This is a genomic window from Mesorhizobium sp. CAU 1741, from assembly GCF_039839275.1.
Taxonomy (GTDB): Bacteria; Pseudomonadota; Alphaproteobacteria; order Rhizobiales; family Rhizobiaceae; genus Aerobium.
Window position 1 is genome coordinate 13,219 of record NZ_JBDOQP010000003.1, and the last position, 25,182, is coordinate 38,400.

The following is a 25,182-nucleotide window of genomic DNA, read 5'->3' on the forward strand; positions in this document are numbered from 1 at the left end:
TTGCGTCAGCCCTTACGAGCTGGGCATGCCCCAGTTGACCTCGTCGAGAACGGCCACAGCGGAGGCGCGGCGCTTCTTCCAGTTCAGGATACGCTCCGCGCGGAACGCCACCGAGTTGGTCTGGAACATGGAGACCATGGTCGTCGCCGTACCGTCCGAGGATGCGTTGGTCGGGTTGTCCAGCATCTGCAGCGACGCTTCACGGGACATGTCGACCTGGACGCCGCCTTCGTCGCCGAAGTAGATGTCCGACGCATTGACAAGCGCCACAAACCCGCCTGCCGACACCGGAGCGAGATACTCCGACGTGATGACGGGGATGCCTTCGAAGGTGCCACCCATCATGTTCAGGCCGGGGAACTCGGTCTGACCAAGCGGGTTGCGAAGGAGCGAGAGCGCCAACGCGGTGTTGGTCGACATGACGTACACCGCAGTTGTCGGCGGGTTGTTCGCGGCAATGAACGTCGCCCAGAGCGCCCGAATATCCTCGCGGATGGCATCGGCGTCGTTGCCGGTCGACGCGATCGCGCTGACACCGTTCGTGATGGACGCCGGAGACACGCCGGCCGAGGCCGATACCGACGGGTTGATGAACGTGGTGTCGATACGAGCCGCCACCGCTGCAGCTAGGCTGTTGCGCAGGAGAGTATCCGCCGACGGGCTGGACTTGCGCAGCAACTCTTCGGTCACGACCGAGATGGCTGCAACCTTCAGCTCGTCCAAGGTCGTTCGATCGAAATCGAACGCCGTCAACGGCTTCGGCTTTCCTTCGCCCACCCAGTATCCGGTGCCGCCGCCCGTCTGAGTGATCAGGGGCGTCCGGAAGGGAATGTTCATGAGCGAGGGGATGTTTCCGACGCCGAACTTGCCTACGATCGTCATCGGGCGAAGGAACTCGGCGAAGTCCGCATAGACATCCGTCTCCGCGCCGACAAGGTCAGCAGCCCAGTTGCCGGAAATGGAAGACCCGGCAGTAACTGCGGCCTTGGTCAGAAGGGCGGTTACGGCCGAATCCTCACCATAGAGACGCTTGGCGATCTCACGGGCGGGCTCATGGTCAAGGTGCGAAAGAGCCTTTGCCCGAGCGAGGCGCGCGAACTCGATACCAGGCGCCGCCTTGGCAGACTTCACTTGGACCGGGGCGCGGACATCACGGGACGCTGCACCTTCATTCGAATTCCGCGCGTCGACCGGACGGGCCTCGTTGACCTTGGCCTTTTCCAGTGCACGGAACCGCTTCAGGTCGCCATCGATCTGGCTGACCTCGGATTCGAGCGTGTCGAACTCTTCCTGCTCAGCCTCATCTGTTGACCGGCCGCTCTCCGCAGACTTGGTCATGATCTCTTCCATGCGGCCAGCGTTTGCGGCGCGCTTCTGTTCAAGAGCAGCAATCTGCTCAGCAATGGTCTTCATTGTCGTGGCCTCCTTCGGCCTCAGGTTCACTGGTTTCGTGGATTTCCCCCGAGGCGCCGGGGCAGACTTCGCCGGACGCTCTATGGTGCCAGTCGCGGCTGGAGCGTTCGTGTCGAATTGCTTGATGACCGCGACACCAGCCGGGTCCATGTTCTTGATGCTCGTCATCACCGCGTCGGGCTGGGCCGGGATCGTGACGGCGGACAATTCGTAGACCTCCGATTCGACGAACCGGATACCGTTGGTCCCTTCGATGAAGGCGTATTCGATGGCGCGGAAGCCGATGGAGACGGCGCGGACCAGCCCGAGCTTGATCGACTGCCAGGCCTCTTCGATGCGGTCGCGCAGGAGGCCGTCTTCCGCGATCTGCGGAATTTCTGCCTCGAAGGTGATGCCGTCCTCGGTCGGCTTGTCGAACTTGACGGTGCCGATCGGCTTTTTCGCGTCGTGCTGCCAAAGAAACGGCATCGGATTTTGGAACTTGACGCCCATCGGCTCGACGATGTCGCCAACGCGGTCGACAGCAGGCGTGGTCGCGATGCCGCGAATGATGCGCTTGTCTTCGCTCACCGACTTGATGGTCAGATATGAATATGCGCGGCGCGTCACAGTCATGACGACCTCCGATCTATTGTCGATTTCAGGGGTTGCTCAGCCGAAGACGAGCATCTGGTACTCTGGAGCTCGCTTCGGCTCCGGATTTCTGCTCATCAGCTTCGCTGCGTTCAGCATGGCGATGAAAGGGTCAATCTTCGCGGTTCCGGACACTTGCTTTGTGACCGCGCGAGCCGACCCCTTTAGTATCTCTTTGGCGTTTTCGACTGACCACTTCATCAGCGGCTGGCCCGGATGCTTGAGGGTCCCATCAGATAATTTGCGCGCGACACCAATGATCACGTCGTTGAGAAACCCGCCCTGCCCGATGCCGGTGATTGTCCCGCCCTTGGCGTCCGTCTCGAACCCCGCCGCGATCAAGGCGTCGACCAGTGCCGGCAGCCCCAGCTTATCGACGCCGACCCCCTCTTTCTCAGGGAGCAATCCCGCGTCTCGCACCTGGCAGCAGAGCGCGACAACCTCATCAAGGTCTTGCGTCGGCTTCTGACAGAAGATGAGATCCCCATCTTTCGCGAAGTCACGCAGTTGCTCGGCAATCTCCTTGCGGCGCCTTAGAACGATCGGATGAGCCCATGCTCGGGACCAGACCAGCCAATGCCTAGTGCCGCGCTCTCGCCCGATCACCGTAAAGCCGAGTAGATCGTCAAGACCGCCGCCGTCGATGCCGATGGTGGCGACTTCGCAGCGACACAGCAGCGCTTCGAGTGCGAGCCCGGCTTCCGCGGCATCGAGCCAATAGTCTGTGCCAGACCAACGGTCGCGGCGGTTGCGAAGGCCGATCTCCACGTTCAGATGCTTGGCCAGGAAGGTTTGAAGGTCTTCACCCTCCTCGCCCTCGCCCTTCATAATCTGCCGCAACTTCCTCTCAAGCCACTCCTGACGCACCGACCGCCCCAGGTTCGGGTTGGTGATGCGAAAGTTGGCCGGAAGCAAGTGGCCGTCGTCCTCGATCATTTCGGGCGGGAACTCGTAGAGAACCGGCAAACTGCGTGGGTCGTCGATGATGCCATCGCGGACGTCGCGGAAATACGCCAGTTTCTCCTTGAACACACCGGATGGAGGCTCGTCACTTTGGGTCGAGAGATAGATCGCGAAGCCCTCTGGCCTCGATATCATGCCTCCGGTCGCCTCTTGGAGCATCGCTCCAGCGCCATCGCGCTTTCCGAACAGCCACAACTCGTCGACGAGGATGAACGCCGCTTTCTTGCCCCCGACGGTTTCTGAATCCGCAGCGACGACCTTCAGCTTGGCATTCGTCCGGCGATGCGTGATCGTCCTGACATTCTCCTGCACGTGCAGCAGGTCCAGAAGTTCCGGGTCGGCAAAGACCATGTCGCGCGCGGGTTCGAACGAATTCTTGGCGATCTCGATCGTCGGCGCCAGGATCAGCAGTTCGGCCGACAAGCGCCAGTTGCGGATCAGCGCAGTGAGCATGATGCCGGCAGCGATCGTGCTCTTCGTGTTTTTCTTCGATATGAGGAGGAAGAACTCCTCGACCAACCTGGTCGCAGACTTATGGTCGTAGGCGCCAAATATGGCGCGCACGAAGTCGAATACCCATTCCTCGCAGCACTCCCCGAATGTCGGACTGCCAGCGATGTCTACGACGCGGAGTGACTTGAAGACGGAAAGCGCGGCCTCCGCCTCATCTGGGAACAGCGGGTCGAACGGGATTAGCGACCGCCCCTCGATGATCCTGTCTCGCCAGTCCAAGCAGGCGGTAGACCAAACCTTCATTTACGGTTGTTCACGACCAGCTTCGGCGGGGCCGGTGTCGCGAACTTCCCGCCAACGTTCTCGGCCGCGATCCTGCGCTCTTCCTTCTTGCCGATCTTTGGAGCGCTACTGCGCCGGCCGACTGCCTCCTCCGCCGCGCCGACCTTGCCAAGCTCTTCCAGCTTCCGCTGCGCGGATACATTGCCATCGCGAGCCGACTTGAACAGCATCCCGATCACTTCCTTGCGCCGGGCAGCGTGTCCGTTGGCGATCTCGTCGGTGAAGTGCTTTCGCAGCGTGTTCGTAGCGATACCCAGGGCGCGAGCGATCGTGTCCTCGGACTCCCCGCAAAAGCGCATCTCTTCCACCGTCTGGCGGGCTTCGATGGTCGGTTTGTAAGTTTGAGCCATTTTTCTGATTTTCGGCCTTTAAATTTCGGCGCCGCCAAAAAAAATGTGCAAATGCGGAAGGGGCGGGTCTAGGGTTTCAGGCCCTGCTGGTTCTTGGCTACCCCCCCCTTTTTTGAGGTTCGGTCAGTACCAGACGCCTTTGATCGCGGATTGCTCCTCAACCTGCTTCAGCCGGTCGTGATAGGCCTTGCTGACGGTGTGCAAGTTGGTCTCATCCCAGAATAGCGCCTCGTTCCCGCGGTGCGGCGTGATGTGGTCGACCACCGGACTATCGGGCGCCGGGTGCTTGCCGACGAGGATGATGCCGGTCCTCTGGCACGTGTAGACGTCGCGCTCGATTATGCGGAGGCGCAGCTTCTGCCAGCGCGCCGTCTTGTACCAGGACCGCCATGCGTTCGATGTGGATCGGTGGAGGTCCCGCTCCCGCTCATCTCGGGGGGATTGGCCGACACGGGATGATGCCCCCTCAAGGCGAGGCTTCAGAAGGGAGAGCTTTGCCATCGGATGGATGTCAGTCTCTATCCGTAATACAGTTAGACATGGCCATCCGATATGCACCAGAGCCGACGAAACCAGTCGTGGCAGAACCTGCGATAACTGGCACGAAGCGGGCCAAGACCGGAGGCCGCAGGCCTTCTGATGACCCGTCCGTCGTTCTGACGATCCGCGTCCCGCAATCGGTCGCCGCGAAGCTCCAGCCGGGATGGCGGAAGCGGGTTGCTGATATGCTGGCGGATGAGATCGAATAACTCAGAACGGGCGGGGCCTGCCATGAACCCCGCAAGATGCTCCGATGGGCATGCTCAGTAAGCACACCCTTCGTGCTACGGCCGGCAGATTGTCACCGTGTCGCCGCCCTGATCTTGGTGCCCGTCGCCGTATCGAACGGCTTCCCTTGACCATCATCGGCCGGCATATGCCTGACGCCTAGTTCAAGGGCGCATGCCTCGCCTCGGGCTGAAACTTTACGCCGCCTGCTTCTTCCGCTTGGCGGCTTCTCTCTGGCGCCTGCGCTCGTTGCGCTTTTGCGCCCAACTGAAATCGTGGATTACGTCGGCTAGGAATGGGGCGAAGGCGTCGTCTGAAGCCCAATTATTCAGGCCGTCTCGTTTGCCCGCGTCTTCATCCACTGTATCCGAAACATGACTGATTTCCGGCCCACTGTGCAACAGGGGTGAACAGTCGTTGTTGTAATTCTGCACATCGCTGCGAACCAGTCGTGCAGAAATTCGAGCCAGGGCCCGATCTTTTCGCCTCCGGCCTGTCTCGGGATGGATGCCCTCGATCTGGAAACACCAGCGGCGAAACGCCTTGCCGCCGACCTTTGATCGAGCCCATGCGAGCAGTGCCCGTCGCTCGCCGTCATTCTCGACGATCATGAGCATGTCGTACAGTCCTTCAAGCTCTTTGATCTCGCTGGCCGTTGGCATCAGGCCCATGCGCTCCCAGAACGCCTTGCGCTCGTCAGCGAGGGGATCGGCGCCCTTCTGCAGTTTGTCGCCCGGTTCCTTGCGCCAGCCCAGCTTGTCGACGTAGTCGTGCACATACGGGAGCTGCTGGGCACGCAATGGTGCCGGGCCGACGTGCTCGTGGCTGGCACGCTCGACCTCCGCGGCTCGGATGAACTTCTCCGCGATTTCACCGATGTTCATGGCTGCCTCCTGTCATCAAGCAAGTCGGGCTGATCCGCATCTGGCCCGAACCTCTTGTATATGCGTTCGAACACCATGCCGCCCAAGGCATAGCGTTGGGAGATGATGCCGCTCAGCCCCTGGGCGATGAACTGTAGCTCCCCGACTGGCATCCGGTCCCACAGATCGAGCCAGTCGCTGTCGATTTTGTCGGCACCGCGCACCCTGACCATGTCGCTCGCCATCCACAACCCGACCTCGTCGAGGAGAACCTTGTTGTTGTGCGTCTCGACCAACGTGGTGAGGACTTGGCGCAGGTGCGCCTCGCCATGACGTCGAAGAATGCGAGCCATGGTTTCGGCGGCGCGCGTCTCGCCGATCTCGGGATACCGATGCCCGGGGATAATCCGGATGCCAAACTCGTCACACAGGGCAACGACGCGCGGTTCAATCATTGCCGGCCGCCCTTGTGGGCTTGAGCCGGTCGATCAGCTCGGCAAGATGCACCGCGCTCTTCTGCAATTCGCTCACCGATCCATCATCCATGTTGAAGGCTGCGTACTCGTCTACCGGGATTTCGACGGTGCTGAACCGGTGACCGCATTTGCACTTGCGGCGGCGCCTGATCCGGAATGCGGCCGACCGCTGCGTGTCGATCACGTCGGTGTCTACGCCACCACACTCGCTACACCGGAACTTGGTCATGATCAGGTTTCACCACAATATACGGTGGTTGCTTGGCTCATGTCGGCTCGCGCTCCTTGGCGCCGTTGAGCATGGAAGTGAACAGGGATATGTCGGTCTTGCGCGGCTGGACGGGGCGGAAGCAGGCAGCGTGGTAGAACGTTCCTTCCACGCGCACATAAAGGGCCTCGTTTGCAACGACGTAGGGCAATCCGTCGACACCACCCACGATGTCGCCTTTGCAATGCATCTCCAGTTCTTCGACCACGTAGACCCGGCCGGTTTTCAGCGCGAGCTGCCCCAAGATTGTGAAGCCGTCGGGGACGCCGATGAAAACGACCTTCATCCCAACATGCCAATCGCGATAGCTCATGCCCTCCTCCTGCGCATCTCAACCACAACTGCCGGCCGTCCATGGCCTGGATAGATCGTGGATGGGCCGGCATCGCCGAATACGCGGGCTCGCTCCTCCGCTTCCTCTTGGGCCCGCCGGGTGATGAACTCCTGCACCTCGTCAATGAGCGGGTCGTGCGGGATTTCGATGCTCTCCGACCGATCGCGCCCGTTGATGTGCTGGGTGACGAAGTCCTTTGCCGCCTGTCTCGCTTCACCGAATGTCCCGAAATACCGCGGGCCGTCCTTGAACGTGGTCAGCTTGAGCTTTTCATCGGCGAACCATGCGTGCATCGGCCGATATCCGAGGTGGGTCGGCAGGGCGCCATAGTCCGGGCAGAACTTGCGGGTCATCAGAAGCCCTCGAACCCTTCGAACGCCGGCGGCGCTTCAGACGCCAGCGACTTGAACATGGTGTACTCGGCATCGAAACCGATCTCGGGAGACCGGCCCGGCTCGCCACGGCGGCGCTTGTGGTTGATGACCTGGGCCTTGCCGCGCGATCGCTCGTATTTCTGGATCAGCTCGTCGCGTTTTTCCTGCCGGTGCGCCTGGGGGATCAGTTCCTTGTAGAGCGGTTCCGGCCGGTAGAGGCTGAACCAGACGTCGAGGTTCTGCTTAACGCCCGATCCGCCATAGGCGTCTCCCATCATTGGCCGGATGAGCCCGCCGGTCTGCCAGCGCTTTTTCCAGTCGTCGTTTCGCTGGATCAGGATGACGATCGCCACATTGAGGAGTTTCGCCAGCGCCTTGAGCCCGCGATAGAGCGCATTGATGCGGTCGGCGAACATGTCTTTCGGGTTGGGCAATGCAATCATCTTGGCGTGGTCGATCATGATCAGGTCGAGCCCTTGTCGCTTGACCATAGATTCCGCCTTCACCCTGATATCCGACAGGGAGCATTCCCCGAACCCGACGATGTAAAGCGGCAAGTCCATCGCTGCTGCCATCTCGCGTTCGAGCTCGTCCTTTTCCTTCGTGTTGAGGTTGAAGGCGTCGATCCGGCCCAATCCGATATGCGTTTGCTGCGCGGCCGCCTGTAGCGCTGCCTCCTCCTCCGTCACCTCGATCGAGAAGAACGCGGAGCGGAAGCCCCGAGACGCTGCGAACCGGCATTGCTGCAGGCTGAATGACGTCTTGCCGCCGCCGCTGTCGGACATGAGCCCGATGAGGTTGCCGCGGCGAATGTCGCCAAGCGCTTCGGTGATCTCGGGCAGGAACCATGGAATGCGCGACGCGGCGTCCGTGCTGTCCTTGGCGGCCTTCTGGACGGCGTTGGGCAGGATGACGCCATACTTGACCGCCCCTGCCCTCTCGTTGCCCTCCTGGGCGATCCTGGTGAGCTGCGTGCTGGTTTCCTGCACGATCTTCTCGGGGTTCATGTCGGCCGGCATATAGCGGGCCAGCTTGTCGAGATCCTGCGCCACACCCACGAGCTGCCGGCGCGCCCAGACTTCGATGATGGCGCGGCCATAGTCGTATGCGTTGATGACGGTGACGGCTTCGGCCGCGAGGCGAGCGAGATACTGCGCAATGGTCATGTCGCCGATCATCAGGTCGGCCGGCATGTACTGTTTGAGGGTGACGGGGTTGAGAGACCGCGCCTCGGCGATCATCACTCCGGCGTTTTCGTATATCGTGCGGTGGACGTCGTCGCCGAAATGCTCGGTCTTGAGAAACCCGGCGACAGCCCAGTAGGCTTGCGGGTTGTGCATCATGGCGCCGAGGAGAGCCTGTTCGGCTTCGATCGCATCGGGCAATGCGGGTCTGATATCCCCGTGGAACGCGTTCATGCCGCCCTCGCTTGCATCATCTTGAAGGATTGGAGCGACGAGCCGGCGAAGGCGATGCCTACCGCGTCCGCCATGTCGTCATTGGTGACATCGATCTTGAGTTGCCGGCAGCGCTCGCGCACCGCCTTCTTCCAGTCTTTGCGCGCCCAGCCCTTATGCGTGCCGAACCCGAGGAACTGCTTTCGCCAGGTCACCGGCGCGATCGTTTCGAACGGGATCTGATAGGCACCGATGATTGCAGCCAGTGCGCCGACCATCTGGTTTGATGAGATGACGGCGTTGAGCCCGCCGACTGAGGATTCCTCGATCCGCTCCTCGCCCATGAACCGAACCTTGCGCTGCTGGCGCGCCGCCGGCATCGACCGAATGGGCATCTCGATCACGATGAAATCCGGCCGGTTCTCTTTGATGAGGCGGACCATCCCAAGCCCAAGTGATGCCGCCTTGTGCTCATAGTCATCGCCGGCCGATCGAAGCACGCCAGCGCGGATGGCCGACAGGCTGGCGTTGGTGTCGTACTGAGCCCAGCCGGTGTTCTGTGCGCCGTCGAGACCGAGGATTAGGGGCATCAGGCAGCCTCCCCGCCGAACAATGGGCCGTGATCAAAGGCTTTTGGCGCCGCAGGCACTCGCCATTCAGCTTCGATGCGACGACGCGACATACCGGCGTATTCAGGATTGAGTTCGATCAGTCTTGCGAGCCGTCCGTGCCGAAGTGCAACCAGCGCGGTCGTCCCAGCTCCTCCAAACGGGTCTAGGACCAAGCCGCCTTTCGGGCAGCCGGCCAAGATGCAACGCTCGGCAAGCTCGGGCGGGAACGTGGCGAAATGCGCATCCGAGAATGGCTGCGTCGCGATGTTCCAAACGTTTACCGGCGCGGGCTCATAATTGCGCAGGTTGCGGCCGAAGCCGCGAAGCGTGTCGTCCAGCGTCGTGTGGTTGATGTGGCCCGCGTGACGCGGGCTTGCGACATCTGAGCCCCTCACCTTCTCACGCGGCCCTCCGACGGCTTTCATTGTGCCGTTCGTCTTCGCGCCGCCGTTCGCCCTGTGCGATCCTTCTTGGCTCTCCACGTCCTGTTGCCAGCGCGAGATACTCGCTTCTGCCGAGGGCTGACGAACGGCCTCTTTGTCGTACCAGTACCGCGGCGACTTCGAGAGCAAGAAGATTTTCTCGTGGCTCGTCGCTGGCCGATCGCGGATGCTTTCGGGCATCGGATTGGGCTTGGCCCAGACAATCTCGCTGCGTACCCACCAGCCTGCATCCTGCAATGCGATGGCGAGACGGTTTGGAACCATGCAGAGGTCTTTGGCCTTCAGAATGCCGCCGCGCCTGTCGTGATGCTGGCCTTCCCCGCCGTTGCTACGCGCCTGGATTGGGCCAATGGTGGAAAACGGCTTGTCGCGAAAAGTGCGATCATCGTTGCCTGCGGCCTTCGTATCCGCTGCCGATCGACCGTTTGGGCTCGTGGCATAGCAGTCGCCGTAATTGATCCAGCAGGTGCCTTCCGGCTTCAGAACGCGGCGCACGGCGTCGAATACGCGAACCATCACCGCCAGATGATCGCCAAGCGTCGGCTCGAGCCCGATCTGCCCGTCGACGCCATAGTCGCGCAGTCCCCAATAGGGCGGGCTGGTGACGACACAATCGACGCTATCTGGCTCCATGGCCGCAAGCATGTCGAGGCAGTCGCCAACGTACAGCGTCACGCGTCCGTCGAGAAAGACGACCGGCTCCATCACTCACCCGCCGCGATATACGCGCGACACTTCGCAATGCGCCGCCGTTCCGCCTCGACCTTCGCGAGGGCGCCGGCCTTTATTTCCTGCTCGCGTGCGTCGAGGCGCTTGCGCTCTTCCGCGATCGCCGAGAGTTCGTCGGCTTCTGCCTTCTGGACCCGCTTGATGCGCTTCCGGGCGTCGGCCATCTCGCTCATCATCATGGCGTCGAGCTTTTCGTTCTTCGCCTCATGGTCTTCCTTGAACTGGACGACGGAGCATTCGCGCTCGACGGCGTCCGCGAGGTTTTCAGCAAGAGCGGCCATCTCCGATCACTCCGCCGCTTCTTCGAACGGGTCGCCATCAGGGAACCCGGGATCGGACTGGATCAGCTCGTCGCCGTCGTTGGTCGAGGCATTCACCTTCTCCATCGCCGACTGCAGTTCGTCTCGCATGATGCGCTGGCCTTCGTGCCATCCGGCAATCCAGCGCTGCCCTGCCTCGCTGCCGGCGTCGTATGGCGGTTCGCAGTTCTTGCCCTGGAGACCGGCGACCTTGCCCGCGTCGAACGCCTTTTCATCAAGCGGCCGATCATCGGGGAACAGCACGCCTTGCTCGCCAGGTGGCAGCGCATTGAAGGCGCGGGCGATGTCGATCAGTTCCTTGATCTCGGCAACGAAGATGTCGGTGTCTTCCATCGTCGCGAGGCGCAAGGCCGCATCGATCTCGGAAAGCTTGAAGCCTTCCGCCTTCGCATTGGCACGGGCGGTTTTCCGCTCGTCCATGAGGGGTTTCAGCCGATCGGCGATGTCGAGCAGCTTACGCACATGGTTCATGCGCAGTGCGGCGCGCTCAGTGGGGGTAAGCTGAGAATTATGTCCTGCGTTCATGCTCATTCTCCTCTGTGTCACCACGACGTGGCGCGCTGGGTGGATGGGGATGGGGTGCGGATTTTCAGAAGCCCTGTCGGCACGTTCGTGCCCGCCTCGGCAAAGCTGCCAACCGGCAAGTCGCGCCATTCGCCTTTCAGCTCGCCGTGGTCGTAGTGCGCAGTCGCTGGGAGGATCGAGACAAGCGTTCCGCCAGGCTTCAGGAACTGCAGTGCATGACGGATGTGCTTGACGTAGTGCCGGCCATAAAATGGCGGGTTCATCACCACGAGGTCATACTCAGGCTTGGCGGGGCAATCGAGAAAGTTGGCCTTCAGAACGCTATGGCCCTTCGCCCTCGCCTCTGCGGCTCTGCCAGCATGGTATTCGATACCGAATGCGCGATGACCACGAGCCCGGATGCCGTCCATGATCCGACCATCGCCGCAGGACGGTTCGAGGATGCGTGATGGCTCAGGGGAATTGTTGCGCCATTCCTTCAGGTCGATGATACCAGCGAACTCAAGAGCGCGATCGATCACGTCTTGCGGTGACCAATAGAACTGCAGATCCTTTGACACCGCCGTGCCGGTGCGCGGCTTGGCGCCCTCTTCCTCGGCGTCCGGCAGCACCTCGCCATAGAACTCAGCAAGAGCGCGGTTGATGTCCTTCAGCGTCTCAGGCGCGAAGAACACGTGCGCGTTGCCGTTGCCGAAAAGGCGGATCGTTAGGCCACGATCTAAAGTCTGATACTCGTCGGCCTTGCCATAGCGCTCCGGCGCGACATAGACCCGCCCATCAAGAATGGCATCATCGCCGCGACGGTGCGCAACGCTGATCGCATTGAACTCGACATGCTCCATAAGCGGCTGGCCGCGATATGAAGCGAGCGCGTTGACAATGTCGCGCAGCTTGTCGCGCCCATAAGTGCCGGAATAGTCTCCGAAGCTCGACAGGATCACGCGTTTTGGCAGGCCTTTGACGCCAATCTTGACCTTTGAATGGGATTTATATGCGGGGTCCAGGGCGGCGAATGTCTCGGCAAGACCGCGAAGGATATGCGAACGCGGGTTCTCCAGGTACGGCCCGAACGTCGCCTTGGCGTTCTCAAACGTGAGCGGCGGCGGATCAGCCAACGTCCGCTCGAACAGCTTCTTGTCTCGCGCGCTGGCGATCATGTCGATGTTCAGACGGCTATATATGGCCTTCCATCCCGAAGAGAGCAGGTTCTTTTGCATCTCGCGAGCGTGGACGTAGGCTTTGCCGCGCAGCACAGGGTTCACGTAGGTGCCCATGATGGTGCCGGCCATTTCAATCGCGGTGCAGGCGTCGTCATACGCCTTGATGGCATCCTCAACACCGGCAGCCTTCCTGTCATATTCATCGATCAGGTCGAGAACCGTGCTCTGCTTCGCGAGGGCATTCATCATCACCAAGACCCCGCCGTTGCTCGAGTTGTCGGACGGCCGCTCAGGCCGGTGTACGCATCGGCTCCGAACACGGCCGACACAACGAACAGGAGGGAGGCGACGGCAGCGAGAACGAAGACGGCGCGGCGGGGCGCGTGCCTCATTCGTTCAATCGCGAGCATCGCCCCCGAAACGCCTCTCCGAAGCATGCTTCTGATCAACCGCATGGGATTTCCTCATTGCGAGCCGTTCGGCGTCGTACCGGTCGGCTGCTTGTTCGTTGGCTTCGCAGGCACGCTCGTATGCAGACCGGAGCCGGCGATAAGCCTCGCCAGACACGTCGCTCATGGTCTGCCAGCGGTCCCAGATTCGCTTGGCATAAGACGGCTCAATTCCAGCCGCCCTTGCTGCCCTGTCTCGCGCCGCGCTCCATGTGTCGCCACGGCCCCGATGATGGGAACGGGCGAGCGCATTGAGGTAGTCGGCGCTCTCCTGCACTGCGGTACTCATGACGCCTCCGCCACATTTCGTGTCGGTTTCGACACATCTTTTGTCGGACATAGAACATCTCCACGCATACTCTGATCAGCGTGAAGACCCGGGCCGGCTTGGTTTCGAGTGCCGGTCAGGAAACAGTTGAAAGGGATATCGAATGGATCGAACCGCACGCTTGCAGGCACAGAGGCCGATCCAATTGGAGTTGTTCTCATCGCTGCACACTCCGGTGAACAGCACTCGCCATCACCAGAACGATCGCGGCGCCAACCGCTATCGGCCAGCAAATGCAAACTGCCCATTCACGGAGGCCCGCGGGTATATCCCTGCCCTGGGCGTCCCGGCCTACAGCCGTGATCGCGCCGATAACGCCTAGGGCGTAGAGGGATGCGGCGAGCCCGGTCATGCGGCCTCGCGATCATCAAGGATGGCGTCGACCATGTTTTCGCGAGCGACCGTTTCGATGATGGCCTGCGCCAACTCATTCGGCGTCATTTCGCGGATGTCGGCTGCCTCGCGGAGCAAGTCAGCCACGGCCTTGCCCAGATACACAACGCGAGACGGCTGCTTCTTCGGAGGGAGGACCAGCCGATTGCGCTTGGCCGTCGCCACCACATACTCACGCATGCACCCGAGCGCCGCGGCTATATCGCTTGCACACCATTCCGGATGGGCTTGATGAGCCGCAATGACCTCGTGCTTCGTCGTCATCGCGGCGCACCCCCAACAAGACGCGCACCGGCATTTGCGCCGGCGGCGCGAGTTTCCGCACCTGAGGGAACACCATGGGCTTGATGGTGCGGGTTGGGATCGCCTACCGACGCTATAGGTCCGCCTGCGTCGGTGTTGGATGGGGCATGCGGCCATGGATCACGAGGGCGCCATGCCCAGACGATGATCTCGACTGGTTCGTTTCGGCTGTATTCGAGCCAGCGCCCGTCCGGCTGCTTTGCCGCGTATCGAGGGAAACCGGCGGTAGCCTCTGGATAGCGGCCAACCACGTTCAAAACCTCGTGGATCGGCGCGTCATCGACATCGAAGCGCCATTCGCTCGACACCATCACGCCCTCCCCCTCGCCTTGTTCCAGCGATAGCCGGCAATGGCCCACAACAGCGTCAGGGTGAAGGAAAGGGACAGCCAGGTAAGGGCGAGGGTCGCGATCATCAGTCGATCCCCACGAAATGCGTAGGCGCGGACTGCACGGCAATGCGGCGCTCAATCTCGTTCAGCGATGTCGCCGCGCTGGAGATGAACGGCGTCGACACACCCCTCAGTATCCAGTCGATCGACTTGCCCAACGTCAGAGAGACGTCGACCAGCCTGTTGGCCTCCGGCAGGGTGAAACCAGATTCCCATTGAGCAATCGCGCTGCGCGTGACGTCGAGCCTGTCGGCAAGGTCGGCCTGCCGAAGCCCAACGGCGTTGCGCGCGGCCTTGATGCGTTCGCCGACGGTCCTCATGCCGCCTCTCCCGCGCTGGCTGGCTCGAAGAAGTCGTCGGCGGTAACCTGCCCGCCAGTCTTCTCCTTGATGAGCATGATGAGATCCAGCCGGGGAGACCTCTCGCCCTTCAACAGGCGCGTGATGGTCGACGGCGCGACACCAATCTCAGCCGCAAAAGCGGACGGCTTGACCTGGTTTTCCGAGAGGTATGTTTCGAGCTTCATGCATCATGTTTGCCATGTGGCAACATTCTTGTCAATTGGCAATTTGCCAATTGGCGCTGGCGCGCTTTTGCCAATTGGCGAATAAGATCGCCGATGGTCAATCAGATACGAAACCTGCGGAAAGACCGCGATATTACGCTCGAGCGCCTGGCAGAGATGACCGGCATATCGGTCAGCTACCTATCGCGGATCGAAAGCAACAAGCGCGGGCTCAGCTTGGAAAACGTGATTTCGATCGCCCGCGCCCTCGCCGTCGAACCCGAGGAAATCAGCGATGAGTTCGACGCGGCCGATCTTGAGCAGGCGCGCAACCTGGCGGTGTTCGGCAACGAGCCCGGTCAGAAGGGCGATATCCCGAACTTCACCATCCACGCCGGCATGGGGCCTGGCGGTGCGCTCAGCGTCATGCGTAACGACGCCGGGGAAGTGTATGCCGAGCACAGCGACGGGTTCTGGAGCTTCCCCGATGCGGTTAAGGCTGGCTGGCGAAACATGTCGCGGATATACGCGATGCCCGTCACCGGTGACAGCATGGAGCCGACGCTGCCGAGCGGATCGTTCGTGTTCGTGGATACCTCGCACATCGTCCCGGCGCCGGAAGACCTGTATGCGCTCGACTATGGCGACGGGCTGATGATCAAGCGTGTGAAACTGGTACCGCGCACCGACAAGATCCTGATCATCTCGGACAACGAGCGCTACGGCACCGACGAGCTTTTGCGCGAAGAGGTCCGCGTCTACGGGAGGGTGGTGGCATGGTTTCAATGGCGAGGGTGATTGCCATCTTGCTCGTCTGTGGGACCGCGACCCAGGCGATCGCGAATGACAATTTCCAGTTCTCGGCGGCTTCGTTCGTCGACGCTTGCACGCGAGCAGACCAGAGCTGGGTGAGTTTCTGCGATGGTTACATCCAAGCCACCATTGACAACTTGCGGCCCTCAGACGCGGTTTGCCTGCCCGACGGCCTAAGCAGGTCCCGTCTGGTATCGTTGGGCGAACAAGTTCTTTCAGCATCCTCCGAATTGAGAGACCACAACGCGCAGGACGCCCTCAGGGTTGTGCTGCGGGCGGCGTTTCCGTGCTAATCTCTTTCGCCCTCGCCACCGACGAAGCCATCGCCCTGCGCCGGATGGCTGCCGAGATGAACGTCGAGCTGCCAGAGGCCGCGCAAGCTGCACTGCGCGATTGGCTCGTCGGACATGGGTATCTCGAATTGCCGGAAGCGGCGAATAACGACGAGGATTGAGACATCCTCAGCCCCTATCCCTTGGTTCTATAATACTCCCCCTCAGAGCCTGATATCTGGGAGAGAAACCTTTATGGATTGTGCCTTTGTGTATTCATGTGACATGGGTGTCACTTCCACAAGGTGACATGGGTGTCACTTTCAGAGCCAAGGGAAAACAAGCTCGTACTTGTTCACGGCCTTCTTCAAGCCGCGCCGCGCGTCCCGCCTGACCAGCAACAATCCCTCCCCTTCGAGCTTTTGAACCGCGCGCATCACTGTCCGCGCGCTCACCCCGAGCTTTTCGGCGATTGTGCTCACCTGATACCAGGTCTGGCGTGATCCATCGGCGCTGATCCGGCGCGCGATCCAGATGCCTATGAGCCGTTCGGTCGGGTGTAGGTCCGTCCGCTCTGAAAGGAAGTCCTCCCACATATCGCGGCGGCGGTAGAAGCCGGTGGCTTCGCTCTCGTTGTGCTTCAGCATTCCGCCTTGTAGCGCGCGCCATTATTTTTGCCAATCGGCAATTTGCCAGTTGACACATTAATTGCCACGTGGCAAAACTCCCCCCATCACCGACCGACACCCGGTCACCCGATGGAGAGCACCATGAACGCCTTCACGAGAACTGCAGAGAGCTTCGCCAGTGCGCTTGCCGGCCATCCGGTACGCGGCGGCTATGAAGCGCTGCGCCAGATCGTTGACCTTTATGACAACGACGACGCCATCGCCCGTGAGTATGCCGAGGAGGCGTTCAACGCCGGCCGGGCTGCATACTGGTCGAGCGCCACGCATCACAACGCTGTGGCCTGCGAGCTTCTGAACGCGGCCAACCGTGTCGGCTCGCTGGAAGACGCCATCCGCGCGATCGTTCCGCCGTTCAAGCGGGATCGCATGCAGGTCTACCTCGATGCGCTGGTTCCGCTGAACGAGGCTGCCGAGCGCGAGCTGTCGGTTGCGTATGCGAAATACACCGCGACGTGGCGGGATGAGCCAGAGTTGGCGATGCGCCGGGTTCGGAAGGCGGTGGCGTGATGGGCACCATAGCGCACGTCCGCATCAACACCAGCCAGCGCATGGTGCTGTACCGCGATTTCATCATCCAGGAAGTCCACGGCGGCGAATGGGAGTGGTGCCACGAGGATTACACACCCGATACCCCGAATGACGCAGGCACTTGCCAGACGATGTTTGAGTGCATCGACGCCGTCGAGAACTGGCACGACAACCGCGCCGAGGCCGCATGGATGGATCAGCAGCAGTCGCTCATGGAAAGCGGCGGTCCCGACAGCAGCACTCATCGGCGCGACATGATCGAAGCCGGTCGCGGACATCTGCTGGGAGACCGCTGACATGGTCCGCCTCCCCATCCCTTTTGCCCTGATCCTCAGCTTCATCGCCGGAACCGTTCTCGCGGTCGGCCTGCTGGAAAGGCTGCCGATATGAGCCGGATAGCGCGCGGTGAGGGTCGACGCCGCTATGACCATTCCTATCAGCTTCGTATGCCGAAGGTGCTGTTCGAGCGGATTAAGGCATCAGCGACAGCGAAGGAACATGCGGTCAACTCTGAAATCGTTGCCGCACTCATGGCCGCGTATCCCGCGCCTGTCGAGCCGGAGAGCATCAATGCGGCTCTGTTAGAGGCGTCTCAGGCGATCCTCGATGATTGGTCGCATACCTTGCGAGCGATCGGGCAAGACCCAGCAAGTGCCCCAAGGATCAAGGCACTGGCGACCGCAATAGAACGCGCCTCGCGAGGCCAGCCATGACCTGCGACCGCCTCTATCTCGAGCAGGCCGTGGCGGCGCTGGAGCATCAGCCGCGCCCGATGTGGCGCCCCGATCGCGACGAGCAAGCCGCGGCAATTGAGATTCTTCTCGCATCAGAAATCAGCACCGACCTTCGCCGCGCATTGCGTGAGCGTGAGGCCGAACTTGCCAGGAGGGCAATATGAAAGTCGAAACCCAGAACGCCCGACCAGTGAAAAGCGACGTCGACGGCATCACCACAGTCGGCCAAGAGGCGCTTGGCGTTCTCGCCGGTCTGTCGTCCGACATCCGCTGGGCTGGCGAGGTTATCGACCGGCCGGGCATCTATGCTGGCCTCCCGATCGGCGTCTACCATTCGGACTGTTGCGCCGGGCCGTCGATTTCATCGTCTGGGCTTCGGGAGATTGCCCCGCCGGACGGCTGCCCGCTCAAGTATTGGGATTCGAGCTACCTCAATCCCGATCGCGCACAGCAGGAGGTGAAGGAGCATTTCAGCCTCGGCAACGCGGTCCATACCCTTTTGCTCGGGGAAACGGGCTTTTGGGAAAAGTTCGCGGTGCTGCCGGAGGAGTTCCCAGACTTCAAGACGAAGGCCGCGCGGGAATGGAGGGACGAGACCATTGCCGCCGGGAAGATGGTTCTGCGTCGTGAGGCCCTTGAGCAGATCGAGGGCATGGCGAACCGCGTCGCCAATGATCGCACGTTCCGCGACCACCTGGACGGCCGCGTTGAGCGCAGCATCATTTATCAGGATCGCACCGGCGTCTGGGTAAAGGCCCGCCCCGACTGCATTCCCGACGATGGATATGTCGCGGACCTGAAAACCACCAATGACGCCAGCGACCGCGGTTGCGCCAATGCGGTCAAGACTTATGGCTATCACATGCAGATGGGCCTCATCGGCACCGCCCTAGAGGCCGTGACCGGCCGGCGCGTGACGGATCATGTCCTTCTGTTCATCGAGCCCAAGCGGCCGCACGCCTACAGCATCAAGCCGCTGGACAACCAATATGTCTGGCTCGGCAAGCGACAGAACCGCGCAGCGCTGAACATCTTTGCCGAGTGCATCGAGCGCCAGTTCTGGCCGACCTATTACGGTTCGGGCATCACCATTTCGCCGTCCGATTGGCTCGAAAAGCAGATCGACAACGAACCCTCCATCCCGTCGGAGGCGGCATAAGCCATGAAGATCGAACGCGCCATCCGAGAGAAGACGTTCACGCTCACGTCGATCGCCGGCCCGTCGGGCTCGGGAAAGACCTATTCCGCGATCCTGTATGCCCGAGGGCTTGTCGGGCCGGGCGGGAAGATCGGCTTCATCGACACCGAAAACAAGCGATCGCGCTTCTATGCGGACGTCGCGGGCGGCTTCGATGTCATCGATCTGGACCCGCCGTTCACGTCGCATCGGTACGTCGAGGCGATCAAGGCCTTCGAGGCTGCTGGTTATACCGCGATCATCATCGACAGCATTTCCCACGAATGGGAAGGCACCGGCGGCGTTCTGGAGCAAGCCGAGGCGATCGAGCAGAAGACCAGCCGCGCCGGTCTGCATTGCTGGCAGAAGCCGAAGGCTGCCCACAAGAAGCTGATGAACGAACTCCTCCAGACGCGAGCGCATCTGATTTTCTGCTGTCGCGTCAAGGAGAAGGTCGCACAGGTGAAGGGCGCCAACGGCAAGACGGAAATCGTGAACGAGGGCTTCGTCGTCGTGCAGGAGAAGTCGTTCATCTACGAGATGACGGTTTCCATGATGTTGGCCGAGGGAACCCACATCCCGACGATCCAGAAATGCCCCGGCGACCTCCTGAGCGCATTCCCGGAGGGTCGCAAGGTCTCCCCCGATGTCGGCGGCGCGGTTCGCGAGTGGAGCGACCAAGGCGTTGCGATCGACGAAGAGCTTGAGGCAGCCAAGCGCGAGGGCGTTCTCGCGGCAAACAACGGCATGACCTCGCTTCTGAACTGGTGGAGTGGCCTTGGCGGGCCGCGTCAGACGAAGCTGGCGAACCTCAAGGATACGCTGAAATCCATCGCCCAGGCATCGGACCAGATGAAGGCCGACCTTATGGACGCCGGCGGCGGCGACCCGGGCGAACGTCTTTCCCATCGTCGCGAGCAATCAACCGGCGATGGGAGCGGCGAAGGCTTCGACCTCGACAGCGTCAAGGAAACCCTGCGCGCCGGCGCAACCGAACAGCATTCATCGGCACCCCCTCCCGCCGATGATGACACCGGGAGCGGTGTATCCCCCTCCAGCACCGCTCCTGGTTCCCCATCCGAGCCCGAACCAAACTCGGGCAACGGCGACGGGGCAGAGCAGATAGAAGCGGCTCAAGGTGACGTCGCAAGCTCTGTCCCGTCGGATGACAAGGCTCTCCTGTTGCGCATCTACAGCGCCATGCAGGATTGCGTCGGCCCGTCGGTCGAGGACTTCAACAACGCGTTCAAGATTTTCGATGGCGAGCTTGCCGGCGCATCCGATGCCGTAAAGCGCAAGGCTGAGACGATCCGCACGTCGCTTGAGTTTTGCTGCGGCGATGATCCCAAGCGGACGAAGCTGCAGGCGCGGTCATACCTGGCCGGCGTAATCGGCGTCGAGGAAGGGGAGTTGCCGTGATGGGCTTCCGCATCGCTCGTCCCGAAACCGCCTTCTCCAATGCCCCGATCGGCAAGCAGAAGAAGCGCCAGCGCGACCACGACGCCAAGCACCTGGATTGGATCAGGACGCTGCCATGCGTCATCACCGGCAATCGGCCGGTCGAGGCAGCCCATATCCGGTACGCCGATCCGGTCTATGGAAAGTCTGAGACGGGCATGGGCGAGAAGCCATCGGACAAGTGGACCGTCCCGCTGACATCGGCAAAGCACCGCGAGCAGCATTCCGGCAACGAAAAGCTGTTCTGGCTACGCCATGGGCTCGACCCGCTGCGCATCGCGCTCGCGCTCTACTCCTGCACTGGCGACGACGAGCAGGGCCATCTCATCATCCGTGAGGCGATCAAGACCGCGGCATCGTTCGCGGCTGCCCAGCCAACCGGTCTCTACGAGCGCGGTCAACTACTCCCCAGCGGAAGGAATAGCGACGATGGTTGAAAAGAGCAGGGCCGCGCTTATCGATCGGCTGGACAGTGCAGTCACAGATTGGAACGGGCAGCCGGAAGTCGACGGCGCCGAATTGGTGCGCCCGCTGAACTGCGGCGAAGCCCGAGCAATCCGCAGTCTCCTCTCCTCTGCCATTCCTGGTGAAGTGGCAGAGCTGGTGGATGGCCTCAATTCATGGGCGCAAGAGGATACCGGCTCATATGAGGCTGGCGTTCGGCTCATCTGCTCGCAAGCCGCCACCGCCCTTACGTCCCTAGCGGCGCGGGTAGAAGCGCTTGAGGCGGTAGTGGGAGAGCTCGTCCGCGCAAACGACGAAGGGCCGGGGCTCCTCGACTGCATCGACAACCACGGTGAACGGTACACGTCTGCCGGTCTCGATGCCGCGACCCGCGCCGCCCGTCTCCTCCTTAAGAAGGATCGCAAAGCATGAGCCACCTTGGTCCAATCGAGCGCCACATCCCCTACCCGTTGCGCGCAGCCAGCATCTCGATCCGGTTCGCCCCTTTCGGGTTCTGGTGGCCGTCCTTCACGCATCGCAAATCGCTTACGGAGGCGGCCCGACGCGAGGGTGAGACCATCTGGTGGGCTCGTTTCGCGTGGTTCCAGATCAGCTATTCGAGGATGCTCTAGCCATGACCAGCCCACAGACAGAAGCGCGGGCGATTGCTTGGCGCGCGAAGGCAGGCGTTCTGCGTGCGCGAGGAAAATCGAACACCGCGCACGATATCGGACAGGCGGCAGAATATCTTGACGAGGCCGCCACCGCCCTATCCGAGCGAGACGCCACCATAGCCGCGAAGGATGCGGAACTGGCGACATTGCGAAACGCCGGCGTGAACCTCCTGGACCGAGCCGAGCGCGCCGAATCCTCCCTAGCCGAGCGTGAAGCAGAGATGGGGAGGGAGTGGCAGCCGATAGAAACGGCGCCGCGCGCTTGGGATAAGCCGATCTTGGCCATAAACACCCGCCTGCGGGGGCATCCTCCCGTTTTAGTGCGGTGGAACGTTGAACCGAGGCGCGGCCTGCCTGACGAGCCGCATTGGTGCGACGCAGCCACGGCCCAGGGCAACGCCCTGTATTTCAACGGCAACTACTTCGACCTCTGGATGCCCGTCCCCGCCACCCGCACCGGAGGGCAGGAGTAATGCGCAAGCTTCGCGGATTTTTTATCGTAGTCGCTCTTCCGCTCGCTGCTTGCGATGTGCCGGAGATGCCGAAGTACGCCACGGATCAGGAGCTTCGCCAGGAACTCTTTGATCGGTGCATGGCAGCCCTTCCGGACGGGCCGCGATCCACTCACTACAACGATTGGAGCGAAGTCGTCTCCGCTTGCGACAGCGCAGCGTACCGGCAGTCACAGTACTGCTACGCGGACTGCCCGCCCAGCCGTCCAGACGCAACCGAACTCACCGGAGGCCCCCATGGATAAGCTCACCCAGGCGCGAGAGGCGCTGATAGCGCAGATCGACACTCTTTTGGCTATCAACAAAGCTGGCCAGGTCAGCCATCTCGTTCCCGGCTTGGCGGTTGATCTGCTAACGCGTTCCCGAGACGCCCTCGCCGCCCTCTCAGATGGTGAAGCGGTGGAGCCGGTGGCGCGCAAGACGTTCCCAATCCTGAATAGCGGTGGCGCGCGGATCGATTATCAGCTCGTGGCCGATCACGGCAAGCAGGCCCGAGCCAACCACTTCCAGAGCGTTGATCGACTAGCAGAACGCGGCGGCCTGTCGTGGTGCGAGCTTTACGCGGTGCTCCACAATGCGAAGTGGCGGAAGATGGACACCAACGAGGCAATGTTGTCGTGCCGCGCGCTCGAAACTCGCTACCTCGCCGCTCTCGCCTCCCCACCCGACCAATCCGATGCGGCTCTCAGGGAGAGGGTTGCGGAGTTGGAGCGGGCGCTAGCCGTAGCGGTTGATCGGATAATGGAAACAGAGCCCGGCGATAGCCGTGCAGTGTCGCCGTTAGCAGTCTCGCTTGCTGCTGTTTCTTGCGGCGTTGCAGATGATGCCTGCTGGACTGTGATCGATGAAGTCGCCCGCCGTGCCGTCGAAGGGGAGAACCGCAATGGTTGATAGTGCATGGGGAGACGATATGTCTGATCTTGATCGCCCTGACGACAGCATGGCTTATTGGTCTGGGAAATTGAACGCGGCGGATGCTCGCATTGCCGAACTTGAGGCTGAGAACGCGCGGCTGACGAAGGAGCGGGACGAGAGCGGCCGAAGGTGGCGCGATAGTTTCGACGCTATGCATCAACGAGCCATGCGCGCCGAAGCCAAGCATGTGGTCGATCTGCGCCATTTCAACATCCTTGTCGAAGCGATGGCCGAGGTGAAGGCGACATCGGATGGACTTTCTGATCAGCCAGTCGCAGACATCGTGCAGGGCTGCATCGACGAGATCGCCTCCCTAGAGCCAGCACCGGAGACGGAAGAACCGTTCGATGCTGAAATGCGCGATATCGAAGCATCGATCAATTCCGGCGCACGGCGTTCATCGCATCGCTTTTCGCTCTCCCCACCCACCGGCAAGGATGCCGTACAGACGGTGACGGTAGAGCGGTTGATTGAGCAGGCAGCACATCTTGAGCTTGGTCTGGCTTGCAGGCGACCTGACGTTACAGACGCAACGAAGGAACTGCTGCGTCTCCTGCAACTGGCGCTTCCGGCCCTCGCCGCCGTTCTCCAGCAGAAGGAGACAGACCGGTGAAAAAGACAATCGAGATTGGAACCGCAATAAGCGCCAGCCTACCCGAATGGCAAGCGACAACACCAACGACCGGTCTTCGCTGGCTTCGCGCAGCAGGTACAACTACAGAACCAGATCGTCTCCAACAGGCGTGGCAGGACTATCATAGCGGCGCATACGAGTGGCGCGACGTTCCGGTTGTCGTGGAGGGCAGCGCTAATGACGACTGACGCCCACAACGCCGCGACAGCAGAATTCGTTCAAGATCTGGCCGCACGGTTTCTTGACGAATGCCATCAAAGAGGCGTGGACAACAAGAACAAGGTGCTCGCGATGCACGCGCTTCTGCAAGTTATCAGACACTCGATCAGTTCCGCCGGCTATCACCTTCTGAGCGAGGCCGACTTGGCAGCAAGGGATAATGCCGTGCTGGAACGGGCGGCGGTGGTGGCGGAGAGCTTGGCTGACGATTGGGTTGGCGAGAACGGTGGCGCTGCGTGCCTAGCTGCTGCCGCGTCCATCCGTGCCATGCAGGGAGGCAAGCCGTGAAGCTCTACTGTGGCAGACCGGCCAACCCCGGCCACCTCGCCTTTCACACCGGAACGCTGTTCTCGAAAAGCGCCCCGGAAGGTCGGAAGCAATTCACGAAACACCGCATCGTTGGCCTGTACGGCGTCCAGATCGGCCAGCGCTTCATAGGCGTCTTGTCGATCGGAGAGTGGGGCATCAGCAGCGAATCCGCCGGCCGTGCTGCCCTAAGCAGGGAGGGCGGGGAATGAGCCAACTCAAGCAAAACGACGAGTTCGGCAATCGCATGAAGGAGTACGAGGCAGTCGAAACCGCACGGCGATTCGATGTCAAGTTGCCAGTGTACGCCCGGATCGATGGACGCTCGTTCTCAACCTTCACGCGGGGCATGAACAGGCCCTATGACGAGCGCATGTCGCGGGCTATGGTCGAGACCACAAAGTACCTCGTGGCAGAAACCCACGCCAGAGCCGGGTACACACAATCGGATGAGATTAGCCTTGTTTGGCTGGCTGAAGAAGACCGTTCGGATATTTTCTTCTCCGGCAAAGTCCAGAAGATGGCGAGCGTTCTCGCTTCAATGGCCGCCGCCAAATTCGCCAGAGTATGCCCGCCTGGATACGAAGACAGACTACCCCACTTCGATTGCCGCGTGCTTCAAATCCCGAGCAAGATGGAAGCCGCCAACGCCTTTTTGTGGCGAGCCATGGACGCGCGCAAGAACGCGATCAGTATGGCGGCGCAGGCTCGCTTTTCGTCAAAGGCACTGCACGGGAAACGTCAGCGCGACATGCTCGAAATGCTGTCTGAGATCGGGATTTATTTCGAGGATTACCCTGCGTGGTTCAAGGATGGCACCTTCGCGCGAAGGAAGGTAGTCGAACGCCATCTAACGGACGCGGAACTCGACGCGATACCAGAGCAGCACCGACCGCCCGGCGTTGTCATGCGAACCGAGATAGAGGCTTCGAGCCCGCGATTCCGTGACGTTCTTAATCGAGTCGAGTTCATCTTTGACGGCGAAGCGGCTCGGGAGGGCGGGGAGAAATGACGCG

Annotated in this window: 36 protein-coding genes; 16 read left to right on the forward strand and 20 right to left on the reverse strand. The window is 61.4% G+C overall.

The features are described 5' to 3' along the window. Positions 1-12: 12 nt before the first annotated feature. The 19 genes from AAFN84_RS13650 to AAFN84_RS13740 all read right to left on the reverse strand — a co-directional run bounded on the left by AAFN84_RS13650 (position 13) and on the right by AAFN84_RS13740 (position 14,812). Positions 13-2,028: a phage major capsid protein gene (locus AAFN84_RS13650; protein ID WP_347515158.1), complete on the reverse strand. Its 2,016-nt coding sequence runs from the start codon at positions 2,026-2,028 to the stop codon at positions 13-15. A 36-nt stretch (positions 2,029-2,064) separates the two neighbouring features. Next, positions 2,065-3,765: a terminase large subunit gene (locus AAFN84_RS13655; RefSeq protein WP_347515159.1), complete on the reverse strand. Its 1,701-nt coding sequence runs from the start codon at positions 3,763-3,765 to the stop codon at positions 2,065-2,067. Further along, a complete protein-coding gene (locus AAFN84_RS13660) occupies positions 3,762-4,112 on the reverse strand; it encodes a hypothetical protein (protein WP_347515160.1) in 351 nt (116 codons plus the stop codon). Before AAFN84_RS13660 ends, AAFN84_RS13655 begins: the two co-directional genes overlap by 4 nt. 165 nt (positions 4,113-4,277) lie before the next feature. Continuing rightward, positions 4,278-4,655: an HNH endonuclease gene (locus AAFN84_RS13665; protein WP_347515161.1), complete on the reverse strand. Its 378-nt coding sequence runs from the start codon at positions 4,653-4,655 to the stop codon at positions 4,278-4,280. A gap of 464 nt (positions 4,656-5,119) precedes the next feature. Beyond that, positions 5,120-5,806 (reverse strand): hypothetical protein, encoded by a 687-nt coding sequence (locus AAFN84_RS13670; RefSeq protein ID WP_347515162.1) that lies wholly within the window; start codon positions 5,804-5,806, stop codon positions 5,120-5,122. After that, positions 5,803-6,240, reverse strand: coding sequence for a hypothetical protein (locus tag AAFN84_RS13675; protein WP_347515163.1), 438 nt, complete (start codon positions 6,238-6,240; stop codon positions 5,803-5,805). Before AAFN84_RS13675 ends, AAFN84_RS13670 begins: the two co-directional genes overlap by 4 nt. Then, a complete protein-coding gene (locus AAFN84_RS13680; protein ID WP_347515164.1) occupies positions 6,233-6,490 on the reverse strand; it encodes a hypothetical protein in 258 nt (85 codons plus the stop codon). The genes AAFN84_RS13675 and AAFN84_RS13680 overlap by 8 nt, the downstream gene beginning before the upstream one ends. Before the next feature lie 37 nt (positions 6,491-6,527). Continuing rightward, entirely contained in the window at positions 6,528-6,842 is a 315-nt protein-coding gene (locus tag AAFN84_RS13685; protein WP_347515165.1) for a hypothetical protein, read from the reverse strand. Continuing rightward, on the reverse strand, positions 6,839-7,216 hold the full coding sequence (locus tag AAFN84_RS13690) for a hypothetical protein (protein WP_347515166.1): 378 nt from the start codon (positions 7,214-7,216) through the stop codon (positions 6,839-6,841). The genes AAFN84_RS13685 and AAFN84_RS13690 overlap by 4 nt, the downstream gene beginning before the upstream one ends. Beyond that, positions 7,216-8,655 (reverse strand): DnaB-like helicase C-terminal domain-containing protein, encoded by a 1,440-nt coding sequence (locus AAFN84_RS13695; protein ID WP_347515167.1) that lies wholly within the window; start codon positions 8,653-8,655, stop codon positions 7,216-7,218. The genes AAFN84_RS13690 and AAFN84_RS13695 overlap by 1 nt, the downstream gene beginning before the upstream one ends. Beyond that, positions 8,652-9,224, reverse strand: a complete 573-nt coding sequence (locus tag AAFN84_RS13700) for a hypothetical protein (RefSeq protein ID WP_347515168.1) — start codon at positions 9,222-9,224, stop codon at positions 8,652-8,654. Before AAFN84_RS13700 ends, AAFN84_RS13695 begins: the two co-directional genes overlap by 4 nt. Further along, a complete protein-coding gene (locus AAFN84_RS13705; RefSeq protein ID WP_347515169.1) occupies positions 9,224-10,393 on the reverse strand; it encodes a site-specific DNA-methyltransferase in 1,170 nt (389 codons plus the stop codon). Before AAFN84_RS13705 ends, AAFN84_RS13700 begins: the two co-directional genes overlap by 1 nt. After that, the gene (locus AAFN84_RS13710) at positions 10,393-10,698 is read right to left on the reverse strand and encodes a hypothetical protein (protein WP_347515170.1); all 306 of its coding nucleotides are present in this window, start codon (positions 10,696-10,698) and stop codon (positions 10,393-10,395) included. Before AAFN84_RS13710 ends, AAFN84_RS13705 begins: the two co-directional genes overlap by 1 nt. A gap of 6 nt (positions 10,699-10,704) precedes the next feature. Further along, complete coding sequence (locus AAFN84_RS13715) at positions 10,705-11,262, reverse strand: hypothetical protein (RefSeq protein ID WP_347515171.1); 558 nt, start codon at positions 11,260-11,262, stop codon at positions 10,705-10,707. Positions 11,263-11,279: 17 nt separating this feature from the next. Further along, the gene (locus AAFN84_RS13720; RefSeq protein ID WP_347515172.1) at positions 11,280-12,671 is read right to left on the reverse strand and encodes a DUF4942 domain-containing protein; all 1,392 of its coding nucleotides are present in this window, start codon (positions 12,669-12,671) and stop codon (positions 11,280-11,282) included. Positions 12,672-12,818: 147 nt separating this feature from the next. Next, positions 12,819-13,160, reverse strand: coding sequence for a hypothetical protein (locus tag AAFN84_RS13725; RefSeq protein ID WP_347515173.1), 342 nt, complete (start codon positions 13,158-13,160; stop codon positions 12,819-12,821). Positions 13,161-13,547: 387 nt separating this feature from the next. Then, complete coding sequence (locus AAFN84_RS13730) at positions 13,548-13,856, reverse strand: hypothetical protein (RefSeq protein WP_347515174.1); 309 nt, start codon at positions 13,854-13,856, stop codon at positions 13,548-13,550. Positions 13,857-14,309: 453 nt separating this feature from the next. Continuing rightward, positions 14,310-14,606: a helix-turn-helix transcriptional regulator gene (locus AAFN84_RS13735; protein WP_347515175.1), complete on the reverse strand. Its 297-nt coding sequence runs from the start codon at positions 14,604-14,606 to the stop codon at positions 14,310-14,312. Beyond that, positions 14,603-14,812: a helix-turn-helix transcriptional regulator gene (locus AAFN84_RS13740; protein ID WP_347515176.1), complete on the reverse strand. Its 210-nt coding sequence runs from the start codon at positions 14,810-14,812 to the stop codon at positions 14,603-14,605. Before AAFN84_RS13740 ends, AAFN84_RS13735 begins: the two co-directional genes overlap by 4 nt. Before the next feature lie 93 nt (positions 14,813-14,905). On the opposite strand from AAFN84_RS13740, the gene AAFN84_RS13745 reads away from it, so the two are divergent. Beyond that, complete coding sequence (locus tag AAFN84_RS13745; protein ID WP_347515704.1) at positions 14,906-15,589, forward strand: S24 family peptidase; 684 nt, start codon at positions 14,906-14,908, stop codon at positions 15,587-15,589. A gap of 301 nt (positions 15,590-15,890) precedes the next feature. Then, positions 15,891-16,058, forward strand: a complete 168-nt coding sequence (locus AAFN84_RS13750; protein WP_347515177.1) for a hypothetical protein — start codon at positions 15,891-15,893, stop codon at positions 16,056-16,058. A 141-nt stretch (positions 16,059-16,199) separates the two neighbouring features. Here AAFN84_RS13750 and AAFN84_RS13755 read toward each other — a convergent pair whose 3' ends face one another. Beyond that, positions 16,200-16,523 (reverse strand): helix-turn-helix domain-containing protein, encoded by a 324-nt coding sequence (locus tag AAFN84_RS13755; protein WP_347515178.1) that lies wholly within the window; start codon positions 16,521-16,523, stop codon positions 16,200-16,202. Between the two features lie 123 nt (positions 16,524-16,646). Here AAFN84_RS13755 and AAFN84_RS13760 point away from each other — a divergent pair, with 123 nt between their 5' ends. From AAFN84_RS13760 to AAFN84_RS13825, 14 genes are all read left to right on the forward strand, one after another. Then, entirely contained in the window at positions 16,647-17,072 is a 426-nt protein-coding gene (locus AAFN84_RS13760) for a hypothetical protein (RefSeq protein ID WP_347515179.1), read from the forward strand. Beyond that, positions 17,072-17,389: a hypothetical protein gene (locus tag AAFN84_RS13765; RefSeq protein WP_347515180.1), complete on the forward strand. Its 318-nt coding sequence runs from the start codon at positions 17,072-17,074 to the stop codon at positions 17,387-17,389. The genes AAFN84_RS13760 and AAFN84_RS13765 overlap by 1 nt, the downstream gene beginning before the upstream one ends. A 413-nt stretch (positions 17,390-17,802) precedes the next feature. Further along, positions 17,803-17,991 carry a hypothetical protein gene (locus AAFN84_RS13770; RefSeq protein WP_347515181.1) on the forward strand — a complete coding sequence of 63 codons (189 nt, stop codon included), beginning with the start codon at positions 17,803-17,805 and terminating at the stop codon, positions 17,989-17,991. Then, complete coding sequence (locus AAFN84_RS13775; RefSeq protein ID WP_347515182.1) at positions 17,988-18,986, forward strand: PD-(D/E)XK nuclease-like domain-containing protein; 999 nt, start codon at positions 17,988-17,990, stop codon at positions 18,984-18,986. The genes AAFN84_RS13770 and AAFN84_RS13775 overlap by 4 nt, the downstream gene beginning before the upstream one ends. Before the next feature lie 3 nt (positions 18,987-18,989). Further along, positions 18,990-20,423, forward strand: a complete 1,434-nt coding sequence (locus AAFN84_RS13780) for an AAA family ATPase (RefSeq protein ID WP_347515183.1) — start codon at positions 18,990-18,992, stop codon at positions 20,421-20,423. Next, on the forward strand, positions 20,423-20,899 hold the full coding sequence (locus AAFN84_RS13785) for a hypothetical protein (protein ID WP_347515184.1): 477 nt from the start codon (positions 20,423-20,425) through the stop codon (positions 20,897-20,899). The genes AAFN84_RS13780 and AAFN84_RS13785 overlap by 1 nt, the downstream gene beginning before the upstream one ends. Beyond that, entirely contained in the window at positions 20,892-21,338 is a 447-nt protein-coding gene (locus AAFN84_RS13790; protein ID WP_347515185.1) for a hypothetical protein, read from the forward strand. The genes AAFN84_RS13785 and AAFN84_RS13790 overlap by 8 nt, the downstream gene beginning before the upstream one ends. Then, complete coding sequence (locus tag AAFN84_RS13795) at positions 21,335-21,538, forward strand: hypothetical protein (protein WP_347515186.1); 204 nt, start codon at positions 21,335-21,337, stop codon at positions 21,536-21,538. Before AAFN84_RS13790 ends, AAFN84_RS13795 begins: the two co-directional genes overlap by 4 nt. 2 nt (positions 21,539-21,540) lie before the next feature. Beyond that, the gene (locus tag AAFN84_RS13800; protein WP_347515187.1) at positions 21,541-22,053 is read left to right on the forward strand and encodes a hypothetical protein; all 513 of its coding nucleotides are present in this window, start codon (positions 21,541-21,543) and stop codon (positions 22,051-22,053) included. 276 nt (positions 22,054-22,329) lie between these two features. Continuing rightward, positions 22,330-22,983 (forward strand): hypothetical protein, encoded by a 654-nt coding sequence (locus AAFN84_RS13805; protein ID WP_347515188.1) that lies wholly within the window; start codon positions 22,330-22,332, stop codon positions 22,981-22,983. After that, entirely contained in the window at positions 22,937-23,620 is a 684-nt protein-coding gene (locus tag AAFN84_RS13810; protein ID WP_347515189.1) for a hypothetical protein, read from the forward strand. The genes AAFN84_RS13805 and AAFN84_RS13810 overlap by 47 nt, the downstream gene beginning before the upstream one ends. Positions 23,621-23,818: 198 nt before the next feature. Further along, a complete protein-coding gene (locus AAFN84_RS13815; protein WP_347515190.1) occupies positions 23,819-24,148 on the forward strand; it encodes a hypothetical protein in 330 nt (109 codons plus the stop codon). After that, on the forward strand, positions 24,145-24,378 hold the full coding sequence (locus AAFN84_RS13820; protein ID WP_347515191.1) for a hypothetical protein: 234 nt from the start codon (positions 24,145-24,147) through the stop codon (positions 24,376-24,378). The genes AAFN84_RS13815 and AAFN84_RS13820 overlap by 4 nt, the downstream gene beginning before the upstream one ends. Further along, complete coding sequence (locus tag AAFN84_RS13825) at positions 24,375-25,178, forward strand: tRNA(His) guanylyltransferase Thg1 family protein (protein WP_347515192.1); 804 nt, start codon at positions 24,375-24,377, stop codon at positions 25,176-25,178. Before AAFN84_RS13820 ends, AAFN84_RS13825 begins: the two co-directional genes overlap by 4 nt. Positions 25,179-25,182 lie beyond the last annotated feature (4 nt).